This is a genomic window from Nostoc sp. DedQUE02, assembly GCF_034531035.1.
In the GTDB taxonomy this organism is placed as follows: Bacteria; Cyanobacteriota; Cyanobacteriia; order Cyanobacteriales; family Nostocaceae; genus Nostoc.
On sequence record NZ_JAVRBY020000005.1, the window covers coordinates 229147 to 245337 of the forward strand.

General features: G+C 39.8%; 14 protein-coding genes and 1 tRNA gene. 5 read left to right on the forward strand and 10 right to left on the reverse strand.

Going from position 1 to position 16191, the window contains the following annotated elements; genetic code table 11:
* Positions 1-501: 501 nt before the first annotated feature.
* Complete coding sequence (locus RMX98_RS07630) at positions 502-795, reverse strand: DUF3493 domain-containing protein (protein ID WP_322677355.1); 294 nt, start codon at positions 793-795, stop codon at positions 502-504.
* Positions 796-828: 33 nt separating this feature from the next.
* Here RMX98_RS07630 and RMX98_RS07635 point away from each other — a divergent pair.
* Positions 829-900 (forward strand) — tRNA-Thr (locus RMX98_RS07635).
* Between the two features lie 466 nt (positions 901-1366).
* Here RMX98_RS07635 and RMX98_RS07640 read toward each other — a convergent pair.
* The 3 genes from RMX98_RS07640 to RMX98_RS07650 form a co-directional block, all read right to left on the reverse strand.
* Positions 1367-1804 (reverse strand): hypothetical protein, encoded by a 438-nt coding sequence (locus RMX98_RS07640; protein ID WP_322677356.1) that lies wholly within the window; start codon positions 1802-1804, stop codon positions 1367-1369.
* A 718-nt stretch (positions 1805-2522) separates the two neighbouring features.
* Positions 2523-2918 carry a type II toxin-antitoxin system VapC family toxin gene (locus tag RMX98_RS07645; protein WP_322677357.1) on the reverse strand — a complete coding sequence of 132 codons (396 nt, stop codon included), beginning with the start codon at positions 2916-2918 and terminating at the stop codon, positions 2523-2525.
* Positions 2915-3199 (reverse strand): hypothetical protein, encoded by a 285-nt coding sequence (locus RMX98_RS07650; protein WP_322677358.1) that lies wholly within the window; start codon positions 3197-3199, stop codon positions 2915-2917. The genes RMX98_RS07645 and RMX98_RS07650 overlap by 4 nt, the downstream gene beginning before the upstream one ends.
* Positions 3200-3586: 387 nt before the next feature.
* On the opposite strand from RMX98_RS07650, the gene RMX98_RS07655 reads away from it, so the two are divergent.
* Complete coding sequence (locus RMX98_RS07655; RefSeq protein WP_322677359.1) at positions 3587-6568, forward strand: CHAT domain-containing tetratricopeptide repeat protein; 2982 nt, start codon at positions 3587-3589, stop codon at positions 6566-6568.
* Here RMX98_RS07655 and RMX98_RS07660 read toward each other — a convergent pair.
* Positions 6565-6945: a hypothetical protein gene (locus tag RMX98_RS07660; RefSeq protein ID WP_322677360.1), complete on the reverse strand. Its 381-nt coding sequence runs from the start codon at positions 6943-6945 to the stop codon at positions 6565-6567. The two genes, RMX98_RS07655 and RMX98_RS07660, sit on opposite strands and share 4 nt — an antisense overlap.
* Before the next feature lie 152 nt (positions 6946-7097).
* Here RMX98_RS07660 and RMX98_RS07665 point away from each other — a divergent pair, with 152 nt between their 5' ends.
* Positions 7098-7307, forward strand: a complete 210-nt coding sequence (locus RMX98_RS07665; RefSeq protein WP_322677361.1) for a toxin-antitoxin system, antitoxin component, Xre family protein — start codon at positions 7098-7100, stop codon at positions 7305-7307.
* A gap of 63 nt (positions 7308-7370) precedes the next feature.
* Here the strand turns inward: RMX98_RS07665 and RMX98_RS07670 are convergent, their stop codons facing one another.
* The 3 genes from RMX98_RS07670 to RMX98_RS07680 all read right to left on the reverse strand — a co-directional run bounded on the left by RMX98_RS07670 (position 7371) and on the right by RMX98_RS07680 (position 11262).
* Positions 7371-8414 carry a M42 family peptidase gene (locus RMX98_RS07670; protein ID WP_322677495.1) on the reverse strand — a complete coding sequence of 348 codons (1044 nt, stop codon included), beginning with the start codon at positions 8412-8414 and terminating at the stop codon, positions 7371-7373.
* 13 nt (positions 8415-8427) lie between these two features.
* Positions 8428-9468: an SGNH/GDSL hydrolase family protein gene (locus RMX98_RS07675; protein WP_322677362.1), complete on the reverse strand. Its 1041-nt coding sequence runs from the start codon at positions 9466-9468 to the stop codon at positions 8428-8430.
* A gap of 399 nt (positions 9469-9867) precedes the next feature.
* Positions 9868-11262: an S-layer homology domain-containing protein gene (locus tag RMX98_RS07680; protein WP_322677363.1), complete on the reverse strand. Its 1395-nt coding sequence runs from the start codon at positions 11260-11262 to the stop codon at positions 9868-9870.
* 1540 nt (positions 11263-12802) lie between these two features.
* On the opposite strand from RMX98_RS07680, the gene RMX98_RS07685 reads away from it, so the two are divergent.
* Positions 12803-14008, forward strand: coding sequence for a histidine kinase (locus RMX98_RS07685; protein WP_322677364.1), 1206 nt, complete (start codon positions 12803-12805; stop codon positions 14006-14008).
* A 16-nt stretch (positions 14009-14024) separates the two neighbouring features.
* On the opposite strand, the gene RMX98_RS07690 is transcribed toward RMX98_RS07685, so the two are convergent.
* Entirely contained in the window at positions 14025-15050 is a 1026-nt protein-coding gene (locus RMX98_RS07690; protein WP_322677365.1) for a PleD family two-component system response regulator, read from the reverse strand.
* Positions 15038-15238 (reverse strand): hypothetical protein, encoded by a 201-nt coding sequence (locus RMX98_RS07695; RefSeq protein WP_322677366.1) that lies wholly within the window; start codon positions 15236-15238, stop codon positions 15038-15040. Before RMX98_RS07695 ends, RMX98_RS07690 begins: the two co-directional genes overlap by 13 nt.
* A gap of 601 nt (positions 15239-15839) precedes the next feature.
* Here RMX98_RS07695 and RMX98_RS07700 point away from each other — a divergent pair.
* Entirely contained in the window at positions 15840-16100 is a 261-nt protein-coding gene (locus RMX98_RS07700) for a chlororespiratory reduction protein 7 (RefSeq protein WP_322677367.1), read from the forward strand.
* Positions 16101-16191: the final 91 nt, after the last annotated feature.

Genomic DNA, 16191 nt, shown 5'->3' on the forward strand with positions numbered 1-16191 from the left:
GACGATATGATATATAGCAATCCTAAATGAGTCGTAAAAAATATAGATAAGGAAACGAACCGCCATCTCTACCAAAGGCTTCCGCCAAAGCGTAGCGTCTCCTTAGAGAAGGACGCAAAAGACGCAAAGACAAGAAAAAAGAAAGAGATATATAATTTTCACAAATGATTTAGGACTGCTATAGGAATAATATTTGATTTCTGAAAAAATTCAGTACAACTCAAAGAGACTTCTTCCCTATTGCCTATTGCCTCTTCCCTATCTACGCAAATAAATTTAGAAATCAAATCGGATTGCTATATAAGTAGAAGGACTAAATTAAACCTAACTTGACATTGCCGGGTTTCGACTCCCTTCGACTCCGCTCAGGGCAAGTCGCTCAACCCTCTTTAAGTCAAGCTATCGAGCATTGAGCGAAGTCGAAATGCGTCTTATAAATAATTGTGTCCACTTACTTATCAAAAGAAAGCAGTAAGAAATTAACAGCTAAAGTTTCTCCCTTCAGAAATTAGGATTTTTACCCGATTGGGAGCGTTCTTGCCGACGCTGTTCCCAGCGCCAGAGAAAGACCATTAGCGCAACTATTCCTAATTGGAGAGCTAAACTAGGCAAAGCACTCTCAACATTGCGTCCGGCAAGCACTTGGAAGAAAAAGACGAATGCACCGAGTGACCCAGAAGCACCGAAAGCAATGTAGAAAAATTGTCGTAAGCCGCGATAAGGAGCGGCTATTTCTGCTTTGAGGCTGGCATACTGTTCAGGATTAAGGCGATTTTTAGAATTTTGATCTACCATGACTAAATCATGTTATACTCTTAGATTGTGTACGCCGATGTGGCTCAGTGGTAGAGCAGCTGATTCGTAATCAGCAGGCCGTGGGTTCAAATCCCATCATCGGCTTTGATAAAAGTATTGCTCAATAATCTAGTTTGACATAAGTTGTACAGTGATTAATTATCTGTCGTCGGTAACACATTACTGACTGGGGTATTGTTATAGGTCGATTTTATAGTAATGCTTGCGATCGCTGTTGCTGGAGTTGGTGTTACCTAATTTGGTTGAGCTAAGACAGTCTCAGTGCGGCTTGGACATTTGCCGATATTGCTTGGGAAGAGGATTTATAATCTTCAATGTGGTGTTAGAGCAACAAAACCAAGACTGCTGTAAAGTAAGTAGCGATGCTTGGGTTGGGCTACGCCTACGCGTCTTTTTGAAAATCAAGCGGATCGCAGGTTATTGACAGAGGGCGATCGCTTAATTTTCTCAATTATACTGAGATAGATTTACTAAATAATTCACTAAATCACTCTGACTGTTTACTGTTGACTGATTTAACACCTCTACTCCTATTTTCAAGCCAGGTGGATTATTGCAGCAAAGGAGTTGTGCCGTTACCGTTAGTTGACGCATTGGCAATTGCAGCTTGAGTAGGTTGAGTAGTAAGAACCGCTACAACTGGAGTAACTTTTGAACTAGATTGTTTACTTCGTCTTCGATTAGAGCCGCCAGCCTTAGAATACTCTATACTGTTTTTGCCGTAGACAGTTGCAACTCCACTTAGCATTCGTTCAGACATTTCGGAGAGAGCTTTATCCATCTGGGTTACTGTTTTACGCGATTCTTCCAGATTGGACACCAGCGTATTATTAGCTTCTACCATTGCACGGGTAGTATTGATTAAGTGGTTGTAGGCTTCAATAGTTAACCCATGTCCTAAATCCAGATTTTCATCAATAGATTTAAGCAAGGCGAGACGAAGTTGGGCTTTGTCAACAGCAGCAGAACCACGAGTTTTTAAAGACATAACACATCCTTTTTTAATAATTCCTTTTTCAACATAGTGGAGTATGCTTTTGCCTGAGATGGGTAGTTTTGTGGATTTATTTCATTAAAAGTTCAACGAAATAATTACGAATTTAGCCGTATTTTTACTCATTTTTTATATCAATTTGTTGTTTGAGAATAAGTATAATTAGCAACAGTAATCACAAAATCAATAAATGAGTACTCCGAAATAGTAATTGGGTACTCCGAAATAGCAATTGGGTACTCCGAAATAGCAATTGGGTACTCCGAAATAGCAATTGGGTACTCCGAAATAGTAATTGGGTACTCCGAAATAGTAATTGGGTACTCCGAAATAGTAATTGGGTACTCCGAAATAGCAATTGGGTACTCAAAATCGATAAATGCGTTGGCGTAGCCCACCGTAAGCATCGCATTCATCCTCTTTTTAACTGAAACTGGTAGTGGGCGATCGCTTAAGATAAAACAAGTAATGAAAAAGTCAATAGACCTCTTGCAAAAGTAATTTTTGCACAATGGGTGGGAAAAGGGGAAAGGTTTTTATTTTTCCTTTACCCTTTCCCCCTTACCCTTTTCCCTACAAATGCCAAAAAGTCTAATGACGCACTGGGTTTTTACACTGCCCATCGTACCGAGATTGATGAAGCGATCGCTCCTTTTCTCACCTGAAACTGCTACTTGCATCCCTACAAAAGCTTTGCCAATTGCCAATCCCTTCAGGGGAGAATTGTTTTTACATAAGAATAAGCAAGTATTTTTTCATCCACGCTTACTAAAGGAACATCATAGATTCTTGCTGTTGAAACGATAATTCTATCGGCTGGATCTTTATGAAAATTTCCTGGAAGCGAGTAGCAATCAATGGCAATTTGGGGAGTGATTGACAGAAGAACTACCCCCTCTTGTGCCAAAGCAATATTAAACCATTCTTCAATGGGACAGGGAAGAATTAGCTTATTTTGGGTAACAAGTCTGCTAATCTCTAACAAACTTATCGAGCAAACACCTAAACCATGAGGTCTTTCACTATTTATGGACTCATTGTGCTTATCTGTTAATCTAGAATCATTGTGATTCCACCAAACCCAAATATGAGTATCAAGAATAATCAAAAATCATTCACTTCAAAATTCTGATTTATTTCCCAATCATCAGGAGAAATAACGGGTTCATTCGGGTCTGCCAAATAAGCATAGGGTTGCATTTCTCTGAGAGGATTAACGGCAGATTTGGTTTGATGTTCAGAAGAATAGGTAATTTTAGAAACCTTTTCAGCGATAGTTTCTTTCAAGATAGAAGAAGCTAATTCTTCAACGGAAATTTGTTGTAAAGCTGCTGCTTTAATTAGAGATTCTTGAAGTTCTTGACTGATGTAAATGTTCGTACCAATCATTTTTTCCTCTGGCTACTTTTTTACATGATACCAAACATCATCAGCGCAGTTATTTTTTAAGATCGCATTCTCTTGTCACCTGAAACTACCATTCAATCGGGTGACAAGGTGCTTCAACCGGGAAATTCCTGGGTTGGGCTATGCCAACGCGTTCATCAACAATTAAGCCATCGCATCTTTTGGAAATCAAGCGATAAGCCTAACGGCATAGCTTCGCTTACCGCAAAATCAGTCTATTGTCTGTTCACAAGTAAAAAACACTCATCTACAAGGTTCTTTCATTGTCAGAAACACATCCATTTGTGATGAAATTCTACACTTTTCTGGAATTTAGGGTGTTGGTGTTGAATTTTTCTTATGATCTAGTTGCGTCTCACACCCTTGCCCATGAATGAACAGCGTCAGCAAGCCTATCTCAACCTCATTCAAAGCCTGTTGAATTGCCGTAGTGACGATGAAGTACAAGAAATTTTGGCTGCAAACCAAGATTTAATTGATGCTGGTCTAGTACAAAAGATGCTGGAAATCGCAAGGAATCTACTAAGGCAGGGCGAATTAGACCAAGCTAATGGTTTGATGAATATAGCAGGACAACAACTTGGGGTTTATAGTAAATTATCATCGACTGCTACAAAAAAAGAATGGTTAGATTTCTTAGAGCAAGCACTGAAAGTAACAGCAGATAGTATAGGTAAGGTGCAAGTAGTTTACCCAATACTTAGAGCAAATATCAAAAAACTCAATAGTATTTCTGCAACAGTATTTAGAGATTGGGCAGAAAATAAACTGAGACAAGTACAATTAGATGAAGGCAAGGGTATTGCATCAGATATTGTTGATTTAAGTAAATTAATTCAAGAATTCCCTTTGGGAGATAAACCCAACAATATAGAAATTGCTATTGCTGGCTATAAAGTAGCCCTTAATGTGTTTAATTCCAATATATTTACCTTACAGTGGGCAATGGTACAGAATAATTTGGGTATTGCTTACTGTCAGAGAATACTAGGAGATAAAGTAGAAAATCAAGAATACGCTATCCAATCTTTTAAGAGTTCATTAAAAATAATAACCCGCTCTAAATTTCCACAAGAATGGGCAATAACGCAAAGTAATTTAGGAAATGCTTATTTTTACAGAGTAAAAGGAAATAGGGTTGAAAATGTTGAATGTGCCGTTAAAGCTTATACCGCAGCATTGGAAGTTATAACTCGCTCAACATTACCGTCAGAATGGGCAATGGTGCAAAATAATTTAGGAAATGCTTACCTTGAACGACAAGGGAAAGATAAAGAGAACATCGAAAATGCCATCATTGCTTATACCGCAGCTTTAGAAATATACACTCGCTTTGAATTTCCACAAGAATGGGCAATAACGCAAAATAATTTGGGGAATGCTTACCTTGATAGAGTTAAGCTTGATAGAGATCAAGTATATAGAAATGAAAATATTGAAAATGCTATCACTATCTTTTCTGCTGCATTGGAAGTATTTAGTCGCACTGATTTTCCAGAACAATGGGCGATGATACAAAATAATTTGGGGAAAGCTTACCGTCAAAGAATACTAGGAGATAGAGTAGAAAATTTGGAAAAAGCCATTGAATTCTGTACCAGTGCTTTAGAAGTATTCACCCACACCAGCTTTCCGCAAAACCATGCATCAACTTTATCTAATATTGGTATTATCTACCAAGAAGCACAACAGTTAACTGAAGCTTACACAACCTTTAATTCAGCCATCACAATAGTCGAATCGTTACGTGGAGAAATTATTTCTGGCGATGAAAGCAAGCGCAAACAAGCAGAAGAATGGAACAAACTTTATCGCCACATAGTAGAAGTTTGCCTGGAATTAGGAAATATAATAAAAGCAATTGAATATGTTGAGCGTAGCAAAAACCGCAATTTAGTTGAACAAATCCTCGCACGTGACCTGAAAACTATCTTTCCTCCAGATGTTGTTACTCAAATAGAACAATATAAGGATGAAATAGCCGTAGGACAATATCAAATCCAAAATGGTAAAGCTGAAAATCCAAAAGTTTTAGCACAACATCTCCAAGAGTTACGACAGCAGCGTAATGAATTACAAGACCGCTACTTACCCGTTGGTTCTGGTTTTAATTTTGACTCATTTCAAGCTACTTTGAATGAGCATACAGCCATTATTGAGTGGTATATTCTCAACGATAACATTCTGACGTTTATTGTCATAAAACAAGGAGAGGTAACTGTTTGGCAATCCCAACCAGAAGACCTGCAAGCTTTGGTAAATTGGATAAATCAATATTTACAGAACTACTACGAGCAAAAAGACCAATGGCTCAATAGCTTAGGGGAAGCACTCAAAGAATTAGCTTCGATTCTGCACATTGATGAAATATTAACCCAGATACCAAAGCACTGCGATAAACTCATCCTAATTCCCCATCGTTTCTTGCATTTATTCCCCCTTCATGCAATTCCAATAAATCAAAATTCGGAAAATTCGTCTTATCTTCTGGATTTATTTGCTGGTGGTGTGAGTTATGCACCCAGTTGTCAACTACTGCAACAAGTACAACAGCGACAACGCCCTGATTTTCAATCTCTATTTGCAATTCAAAATCCTACAGAAGACCTGAATTACACCAATTTGGAAGTACAAGTTATTCAACGCTACTTTAATACTTCCAACGTCCTGAAAAAAACAGCAGCGACACTCACAGCTATTAATAATACTGACTTAAATACTTACCACTGCGCCCACTTTAGCTGTCATGGGTATTTTAACTTAATAAATCCTGGTAATTCAGCCCTAATTTTGGCAAATGCACCCGTAGCTGACACACTTTCACAACCAAATACAGAACGTTATCTGAATTTACGAACAGGGGAAACCCACGATTTAGACAAATGTCTTACCTTAGATAAAATCTTCAGTCTCAAATTACAAAAATGTCGCCTCGTCACCCTTTCCGCGTGCGAAACTGGATTGATTGATTATAAAAATACCAGTGACGAATATATTGGTTTACCTAGCGGTTTTCTGTTAGCTGGAAGTAAAGCTGTAGTTAGTAGTTTGTGGACTGTCAGCGATTTATCTACAGCGTTTTTGATGATGAAATTTTATGAAAACCTGCAAACAATAACTAGTGTCTCCATAGCACTCAATCAAGCACAGCAGTGGTTGCGAAATTTAACAACAGAAGAATTTGAAGCACTGTTAGTTAAATATCATCCACAAATCGAAGAAATATTTGCTCAACTCCCAGAAGAAAAGCGTCCACTGGCAAGAGCGATATTAAAAAGAACCTGCAAGCAAAAACCCCACCCTTTTGCAGCACCGTTTTACTGGGCAGGATTTACAGCTACGGGGCTTTAGGATTCAGGTTTGGCAGTTTCACAAAACTTCTTCACACCGATTTTGGCAACATAAATTACCACTGGAGTTGCCAAGGCTACGGGAATATTACCACTTGCTGCTAGAGTGGCGATCGCAGCTGTCAATACTCCCGTCATCAACTCGTCAAATTCTTCCTGACAGATGATTGTGCTGAATTTTTGGGCTAAATTCTTTAAATAATTGGAATCTCCCCTCAAACTAACTTCTGCATCGGTTGTCTCAACAGCAATTAACTGCGCTGCTGCTTCCAGATTTCCCTTACACTCTTCTATGGCATCCAAAGCTGCTAAAGCCTCTGGACTATCCGCCAACTGACTGCGAAACTGACTAATTTCTTCTGGTGTAACGGTAATCATTTAAATAAATACACGAACATTCAGGAATTATACATCTAATGTTTAATCTAGAATCGATACAATTAGCGATCGCCTTCATCGCTAGAGATAACCAAAAACTATAATGAATGCATAAAGCAAACAATACAGGCAAGGTTAGGAGAATCTAAATAATGCAGGCTGATAGCAGTTCAGAGCAAAGGCTACTTGAAAAAATTCAAAAGTTTCCTCCTGAAAAAGTTTTGTTAGTTGAAGATTTTATTGATTCTCTGAATCTGCAAAATACAGACAATAGCCTTACCTTTGTAGCAGCAAAACTTTCTGAACCAGTTCTGCTCAAAATCTGGGATAACCCTGATGATGCAGAATATGACAAACTATGAATTTGGTGATGTTATTTTAGTGCTTGATATGCGATCGCTCCTTCCAGTAAATGCCTAGAATTATCACTCAAACTCAGTTTCACAGAAAGCTTTTAACAAATCGATACAGTTAGCGATCGCTCCTAAATGAGCAATTTCATATCCATGTGTATTTTGGGTAGGAAATGCCAAACAAGCAGCACGCCCAACATGACCAAATTTCATCGCAATCGAAGCATCGCTACCGAATCCACTCAGAGTTGTGAATTGGATTGGCATATCGAGTTGCTTGGCACTATGACGCAATTGGCCATTTAGTCCCTCATCATATATTCCATAGGCATCTTGAGATAAAAGTACAGGACTTTTACCATCTTTAACAGGATATTCCTCAGATAATGGACAAATTTCTAAAGCAATCAACGCATCCAAACGCTGATTTTGAGTGAAAAATAGCGCCCCAATTGCCCCCACTTCTTCTTTAGCTGAAGCCACCAGATAAACATCAACAGCTGGCTGTTTCAAATTTTCAGCCAAAGCTAGCAAAATCGCCACAGAAGCTTTGTTATCCAAAGTGTAACCAGCAATATGATCCTTTAACCGAATTGGACGCTTGCGATGCTTGCCGATTACCATTCTAGTTCCAGGTCGAATGCCAGCTGCTTCTAATTCAGTTGCAGTAAGCTTCGTTTCTATCCAGGCATTTTCCCACTTAACAGTAGTATCTTCCTGCTGCACTTTTTGGGGCGATTCGTGAGAAACATGGCGCGAACCAAAGCTGAGAATACCGTTAATGGTTTCGTTATCTCCGAGTAAATCGACAACGCCTTCGCCATAAACCCACGGGAAAGAACCGCCGAGTTTGCTGACTTTGACACGACCTTGATCGCCAAGACTCTTGACAATTGCGCCAATTTCGTCCTTGTGTGCGGTGATAGCAATCGCTCCGTCTGGATTTTTCCCTGGAATCTTCGCAATAATATTATCGGCGCGATCACACCAAACTTCTACACCCAGCGCTGTAAATCGTTGCATCAACAACTGATTAATCTCGGCTTCTGCACCACTAGGGGAATGGTGCATGATCAATTCTTCAATAATTTCAAATAAGCGATCGTAATCCCACATCAATACAGTTAGTTTAATTTTCAACTGTTGTATGAGATAATTGTGCATCAACAACCCGACCTGCTGATACAAGTGCTGACCTTTTTTGTTGACGCTTCAGGATTCCTACTGCACCAAAAGCACCAAGAGCTAAAATTCCCAAGTTTATCGCAGGTTCAGGAACAGACTTCGCCTCAATCGCCGCCAGTGCAGCATCTGCTATCACCTTATGAGCAGCAGTGGTTGGGTGGAAATCGTCCCAGAGAAGAAACTTGTTGTTAGCTGGGTCACATATATCTAGTCTAGAGAGACAAGACTCGGTTACATTCGTAAAACCTAATGCACTTGCCTGATTAAATAAAGAATAAGTATCAACCGAGATAATGTTGAGATTCGGGTTTTGGCTCAAAGCGCTCACAGTTTTTGCTAAACCCAAGTTAAATTCATTAGTAGATTTGCTAAGGGTTGCAGGGTTGCGACCGTTGATTTTAGCTGCTGGTACTTGTCCCAAATCAGACAAGTTAAACACCAAAATATTTTTCGCGCCGACTCCTACCAGAGTATTCAACGCCAGAGATATATTACTGATTGGTGTGGTCGAGTCTTCAGGGTTGAGAAAAAAGAAATCATTAGCACCTCCCCACAATGTATAAAGTGCATTTGGGTCAGCAGTTTGATTATTTGCTTGCAGATTTCCAGCAAAACCAAGAACTTGTTTGAGCACTCCCGGTAATCCCACATTGGGAACAACAGCATTATCTAAACCAGAGCTAGCACCACCGAAAGCAAAGTTTATTCCTTGGGTAGGAGGTGTGGCAGGAATAGTAGTGAATAAAGCAGGCTTTAACCCTAGCTGATCTCCTAGATACTCTACCCAGAGCGGCCCATTGGAAAAACGTCCTTCAAAGTAAGGTGGGCTTTGAGGAAATGTTTTACCAGTAGCATTGTATGTATTGCCTGGATCAGAAAGACTATCGCCAAATACAAAAAGCTGATCAAAACTCGCAGCTGAGGCTTTGGTCGGCAACATGAAAGATAAGAGAACAAATCCTGCCGCTACAGCTTGTTTTTTCATATTCGTTTTACCCGTGGTATTTTAAATTTGTTTAAAAGTGGCGATAGTTTGACAACTTGTGTTTTGACTGACTTCAAAACTCAGTACGTGAGTGAATTTACGTTGTTCTACTTAAATATGCCTCAAAAGTTTATTAAATACAGGTAAAAACCCTGAAAATACTAAGATTTACATTTTCTTGATAAAAATTAGCTATTGTACAAAGAAATGGCGAATCTTACATACCAACGGGTGGAAATTGCCCATTTTTTGGTATTGACGGACTAACCTCAACAGAATACGGTAAACATCCTAGACATTGCTTTAACTAATTCTAGGGGTTTATGTTAAAAGTAATTAACAAAATTTCGGCCAGCGTTGAGTCAAGTTGCTACAAGTTTTGTGGCTCTTGCCTTTATTTTAACTTCGCTTTAATTTCAAAGCCTCAGTAGCCGATACACCCTCACTCTGACTGCCAAAGTACGACAAAGCTGTAGCAGCCTCAGCACGAGTTACTGTTTTTTTGGGTTGAAACAGAGTCGTATATCCAAACACCCGGCGAATATTCGATTGTTCGCCATTCTGGTAATCAGCCAACACTGCTCTTAAAGCCTTGGGGTCAATTCGAGCTGCGTCTTGAAAACCCCAGGTTTGTTTGACTGTATCTAAGTTAGCAGAGGGTAAAGCTTGGCGAGTATCTAAGGGTAATTTCCACAGTAGTAACTGTTCTCGCGTTAGGGGTGCATCAGGACGAAATAAAACTGCTGTAGAATCTCCAGACAAAGGACTAGGAATTAACCCAGCTTCGGCTAATCCCTGAATTACTGGAAAATCAGGGTCTTTTGCCGACACATCACTAAAAGCTGGTTGAGTACTTTCTGATGCCAAGCGAATCTGTTTAGCTGGATTGTTGGCATACATAGCATTGTTAGCAGCAATTAGCCAACGAGCGTATTCTCGATGAGTCACGATTTTACCAGGTTCAAACTGGTTATTTGTGGTAGGAGAGTTGTTCTTAGTTGTCTTTGGCTCTAAAGACAAAACACCTAATGTAGCCAAGTCTTGGATGTGTTGCCGCCATTCTTGCGGTGCTTTATTCAGATCGTTGAATACCTGAGATTCAGGTGTCGCTGTCGGGATTGTTTGGTTATTAGCAGTGCTTGGTGGTTGTGCTGCCAAGTTTGCGGGTGGTACTGGGCCAATGAACTGTGGATTTCCTGGCTGAAGAACGGCGTTAGTAGTTTCGTTAGAACTAGTAGTTGGGGTAGGTTGTGCCGTTGCAGTACTATTCGGTACGTAATCAATCAGTAATTCAGTGGCTGTTTGCGGTTGATTGGGTGTGGCGTTGGTGACTGATTTCGGTTGAATGGAAACCTTCAACAGCAAATCGTTACGACGTGCCTCAAAAGCGCCTCCCGCATCATCTGTTGGCTGTTGTAAAATCTGCCAGTTATTTGTTTGAAACTGGCTGCGATAAAAGCTAGCAATAAAATTGCTGGGGTCAGAACTCAACCAGCGAGTTGAGATTCTATTTTCTGAGCCGCTAGCAGGTGTAACTTCCTCTAGTTTGGCATTGGAATATAGGGGGATATCTTTTGGAAAATCAGCTGGTAACTGAACTGTTGATTCCTTTGGCTGTACTTGTGGTTGGTTACTTTGAGATTCTCCAAAGACAACTGGATTGCTTTGCAGTTTCGGATCTGCCGCCAAAGATTGCTCTAGGTTTTTGGCAACTGGACTGTTAGCACAGGCTGTTAAGGAAGTGAATAGAACAGCCCAAATTAGAAATACAGCTGGACGTTTACAAGGAAGCACAGGAAATCACAAATTGAGTTTCAATTCCTACCCTAGCGCAGACTGTTCATTAAATGGGATTGGGTATTACCAAAGAGAAAGCAGAGAAGCCGGGGAGAATCGAAGTTAGCGAGGAACGAGCGTCTTGATTCTGACTTCTGACTTCTGAATTCTTCTTCAAATCACCAAAAGACACTACCGACTTACGGCGTCTTCTTCGTAAATGTCTCTGTTGGTGAAGATAATATCTCCAAAAATGAGTAAACGGTAGCAAAAGCTACCGTATTGTCTTCGTTTTACAGCCATTAGGTTTTGATAATTCCCATGCTTATTTATAGAATTCCCTAAAATTATAAAAAACTAACATTTTCGGAAAAAAATCCAAATAAACCTGGAATACCTGCTATATAAGAGTTTTCTGATTTTGATAATCCTAGATAGCACTCTACTACAGGGTTCATGGCAGGTTAAGGGAGTTCGTACTAAGCACTTTAGTTCTTAAATCGCGGTTAGAGCCAGCCACTACGAACAGCTCAAAATTAATCTGGCAGATTACATACACTAGCACTCAGGCGATCGCCAAGCAAATGAAGTGATAAACTAGGACTAAAGCCCCCCTTAGCCTCATCCAAAGAGGGGAATAGATTAAGTTCGCTCTAACACTGGTTCAGAATCAATTCTGGAAATTATTCATCTGAACGATGGTAAGCTGAGTAAGGCAATAGCTGAAAAATGCCAGTGTTAAGCAATTCCAGGAACAAGCGCGTAAGTTCGTTATTCTTGACGACTGGGGTTATATATAAAGCAGTCAAGTGTCGCAGTAGTTTCCCTAGTATCTTTAAATGATTTTCTAAGGAAAGTGCTACTTAAGATTGTAGTCAAGATTTTCTTGGCAGCCTCGAAAGCAGTGAGTGCTTTCTCTAAAAGTGCGTAGTTTACCGCCGTAGGCATCGCCTCGATGTTATCTAAAGCTTTCCCTCAGATAACCAATCTCCTGTTCTTCTGGGATAGGGCAAGGGTTCTTTTTGGAAAGTTGGGCATAGGGTGCGCTTCGGAAGTTATAGAGGCAGTACATAGTTAACTATGGCTGTTTTCCCAATCCTAGTTAATGATAGGGTAAAGGCAAAAAACACTTCATCTTCTTCACTGGCGGTTAAGAAAATCCTCTACAACTTGGTCTGAACAGTTAACAGCTTCCTGATAGATTAGATACAATTAGCATCTGCGTTTGATTGGGTAATCACTAGTTCAAAGCGAGTACTCAAATTGACATGGTGCTGCTCTAGCTAATTTGGCATAAGATTAACCTTTCACCTCCTGGCTTTGGCGAAAATTTTTGATTCAGGGCAAATTAAGACTTATATTCAAGAGACTTGGGTGTTTCTTGGAGATGAAGTTAACCAAAAGCGAGCAAAAGGCTGAAAAAGATATATCTGATGTCAAAAACGCAGATCGGATAAGAGTATGAAAATCTAAAATAGATATTAAGAAGAAAAAACAACGACCATCGACAACCGTCAGTCCATTTTACTTTCTGTAAAGCGTCACCGGGTTGTTACCAGTGCTGAAACACGATTACATGCAAGTTTCCCAGGATCAGCCTATTTATTCTGAGGCTCCACTCCAGCTGTTACTGTTTGTCGATGGACGCCCCAAGTCCCGCCAACAAGTACAGCGAATACGTGCTTACTTAAAAGAATTGCAGGCTGAGTATAGTTTTGAACTTCAAACTATTGATGTTGGACAACAACCTTACTTAGCAGAACACTTTAAATTGGTAGCAACGCCAGCTTTAATCAAAATCCATCCCGAACCACGACAGGTTTTGGCAGGGAGTAATATCATAGCGCAATTGAAAAACTGGTGGCCTCGCTGGCAAACGGCTGTAGACGCTTACTTGAAATTACAAGAGGACTTACAAGAACGTATAGACGACACTGCTAGAGTGACATCACCCAAATCTACTATCCGTTCAGTTGCTGTTTCTGCTGAACTAATTCGACTCTCAGACGAAATTTTTCGCTTAAAACAGGAAAAAGATAACCTCCAAGAGCAGTTACACTTTAAAGACCGGGTAATTGGGATGCTGGCGCACGATCTCCGCAATCCCCTAACTGCTGCTGCGATCGCCATCGAAACTCTCCAATCTAACTACAATTTAGAGACAGGCCAATTTCAGCGCCTCAAACCATCCTTGACAGCGCATTTATTAAAACAAGCCCGTAATCAAACTAAGGTTATTGATCGGATGATTGCCGACCTTTTGCAGGTAGGTCGTGGCAAAGATACAGAGTTTCCAATCTTACCACAAAAAGTACAGCTAGGTAAACTGTGCTTAGATGTCTTAGAAGAATTGTGCGATCGCTACACCGCCAAATCCCAACAGGTAGAAACGGATATTCCCAATGATTTACCTTATGTATATGCTGACCCAGAACGCATCCGGCAAGTGTTAGTGAATTTATTGGATAATGCCATCAAATACACCCCAGAAGGTGGCAAGATTAGCATTGCCGGATTGCACCGCACTACCCAAAAAGTTCAGTTTAGTATTGGCGATACCGGGCCTGGTATTCCTGTAGAGAATCGCGATCGCATCTTTGAAAACCACTTCCGCCTACAACGGGATGAAGGTACAGAAGGTTACGGCATTGGTCTTTGTCTATGCCAACGTATCGTCTTGGCACACTATGGCCAAATTTGGGTGGACTCTGCCCCCAATAACGGAGCATGGTTTCACTTCACACTGCCAGTTTATCCTTCTTAGTAATGACAAATGACAACTAAGAACTTGAGACAAAGCGATCGCGTCCCCCAGCCTTTGCTTGGTAGAGTGCTTTATCTGCCAGCACAATCAAATCTGAAGGTGAAGATTCCCAAGTGGGGACAACTGTTGCCACACCCATACTCAAAGTGACGTGCTGACTCACCATAGATCCGTCATGAACAATCTGCAAATCTTTGATTCCCGCTTGTATCGTTGCGGCAACATGAACTGCGCCAGATGCAGGGGTGTATGGCATAATCACAGCAAATTCTTCGCCACCATAACGCGCTACTAAATCCTGATGTTTTTGTGCCTTAAGGCTTAAGACAGCACCCACCTTTTGTAAACAGACATCCCCAGCCGGATGACCATATCTATCGTTATAAAATTTAAAAAAGTCGATATCACACAGAATCATTGACAAGGGAGATCCCTCTTGTGCAAGATTAATCCACTGAGTATTAAGATAATCGTCAAAGCGGCGACGATTAGCCAATTCAGTTAAGCCATCTACATTGGCTAGGTGATGCAAAGCTTCATTTGCCGCTTCTAATTGTTTGTATACTTGTGCTTGCTGTAGCAGTCGGCGCAACCTCTGGCGCAATACAGGCCAGTGAATTGGCTTAGTAACATAATCAGTTGCTCCGGCGTCGAAAGCACGGTTTACGGATTCCTCATCGTCCAAGCATGTGATCATCAAGATGGGAGTACGCTCCCATATTTTGGAAATGACTGTATTGTTAAGGGTCGAGTCAGTATCAAAGTTTGCCAGGGCTGAGATTAAATTATTTCTGGCAATCTGGAGTAAGTGCTTACAACAGGTAAAGCCATCCATCACAGGCATTACAGCATCTAGCAAAACTATATCTGGTTTGATAGTCTCGTAAGCATCTAAACATTGTTTACCATCATTGACCTCGACCACTCGATAACCTTCTTGTTCCATAGCTTTACGCAACAATACTCGGATGGTCTTGTCATCATCAGCTACTAAAATCAGTGGTGGTTGCTTAGAAACAGAAAATGGGCTTATGCCTGACATGAGTTGCCTTCCAGTTGCGGGACTATCCGGAAAAAGGCTGTGCAACTCAATCGTATGGGGGCGATCGCTATTTTCATCAATGTCAGGATTTGTGGCAAAGCTGTGTCTAGCTTCACAATCAACTGTTTTTTGACAATGGACTGCTCAATGTTTTTGAGCCAAGCAAGCGGTAGATAACTAAGTTGCATAGACAATCTATAATTGGAACACGAAGGTAATTGTTACCTTTTTGTTCGGCTGTGGTTATGGGAGGAAATGTTACTTTTATATTTCCCAATTGTTAAAGTTAAATTGCAATTTTTTTGAGAATTGCAATTGCACGCCTTAGGTGTTTAGTTTTGTAGTTAGTTTATAAACTGAGTCAAACAGGGTAAAGCAATTGCCAAGGTGCGCTCAGAAGATAGCTAATACTAAATTTTAAGCTTACCTGACTTAAGTTTATTTAGTTTATTTGTCAAGGGTTGCTGAGGTTTAGTAGAATTACATAAGATTAATATTAAATTTAGTGTAAAGTTTAATTATCTAGAGACTCTAAGTTAATAAATTAAGTAAAAGTTCTTATTTAATTCGATTCAGTATCTCTAGTTATCTAAAAATAGATTGTTTCTTCAAAAAAATACCAATTTAGTAGTTAAAATTATATGAGTATAGATATACTAAATTAAATTTAATATATTGAATAACTAAATCCTATAACTAGCTTACAACATATAAAATCGTCATCTTTTTGAGTCAAAAAACGGAACCTATTACCAAAAAGTCCCAATTTATTTACCACTAATCTTTAAAATGCCAGACTCATTAATGTATCAGCAGGATAATTTTGTTGTTTTAGAAACAAATCAGCCAGAACAATTTCTGACACTATCAGAATTATTAGAAAAGCTCCAAACGACTCTCAAACAACTCATAATCGAAGATTTGCCGCCAGATTTGCAAAAGTTTGATACTGTAGAAGCTCAAGCACAATATTTACTCGACACTACCTGCGAATTAGATATTGGCCCTGGGCAATATTTACAGTGGTATGCAGTTCGTTTAGAAAAGTAACTTTTTACTTAGTCGTTAAGAGAATCACAAAAAATAAATTAATAGCTATAGGACTCATATTTGATTGCGTGAAAAAGCTCAGTAGAACTAG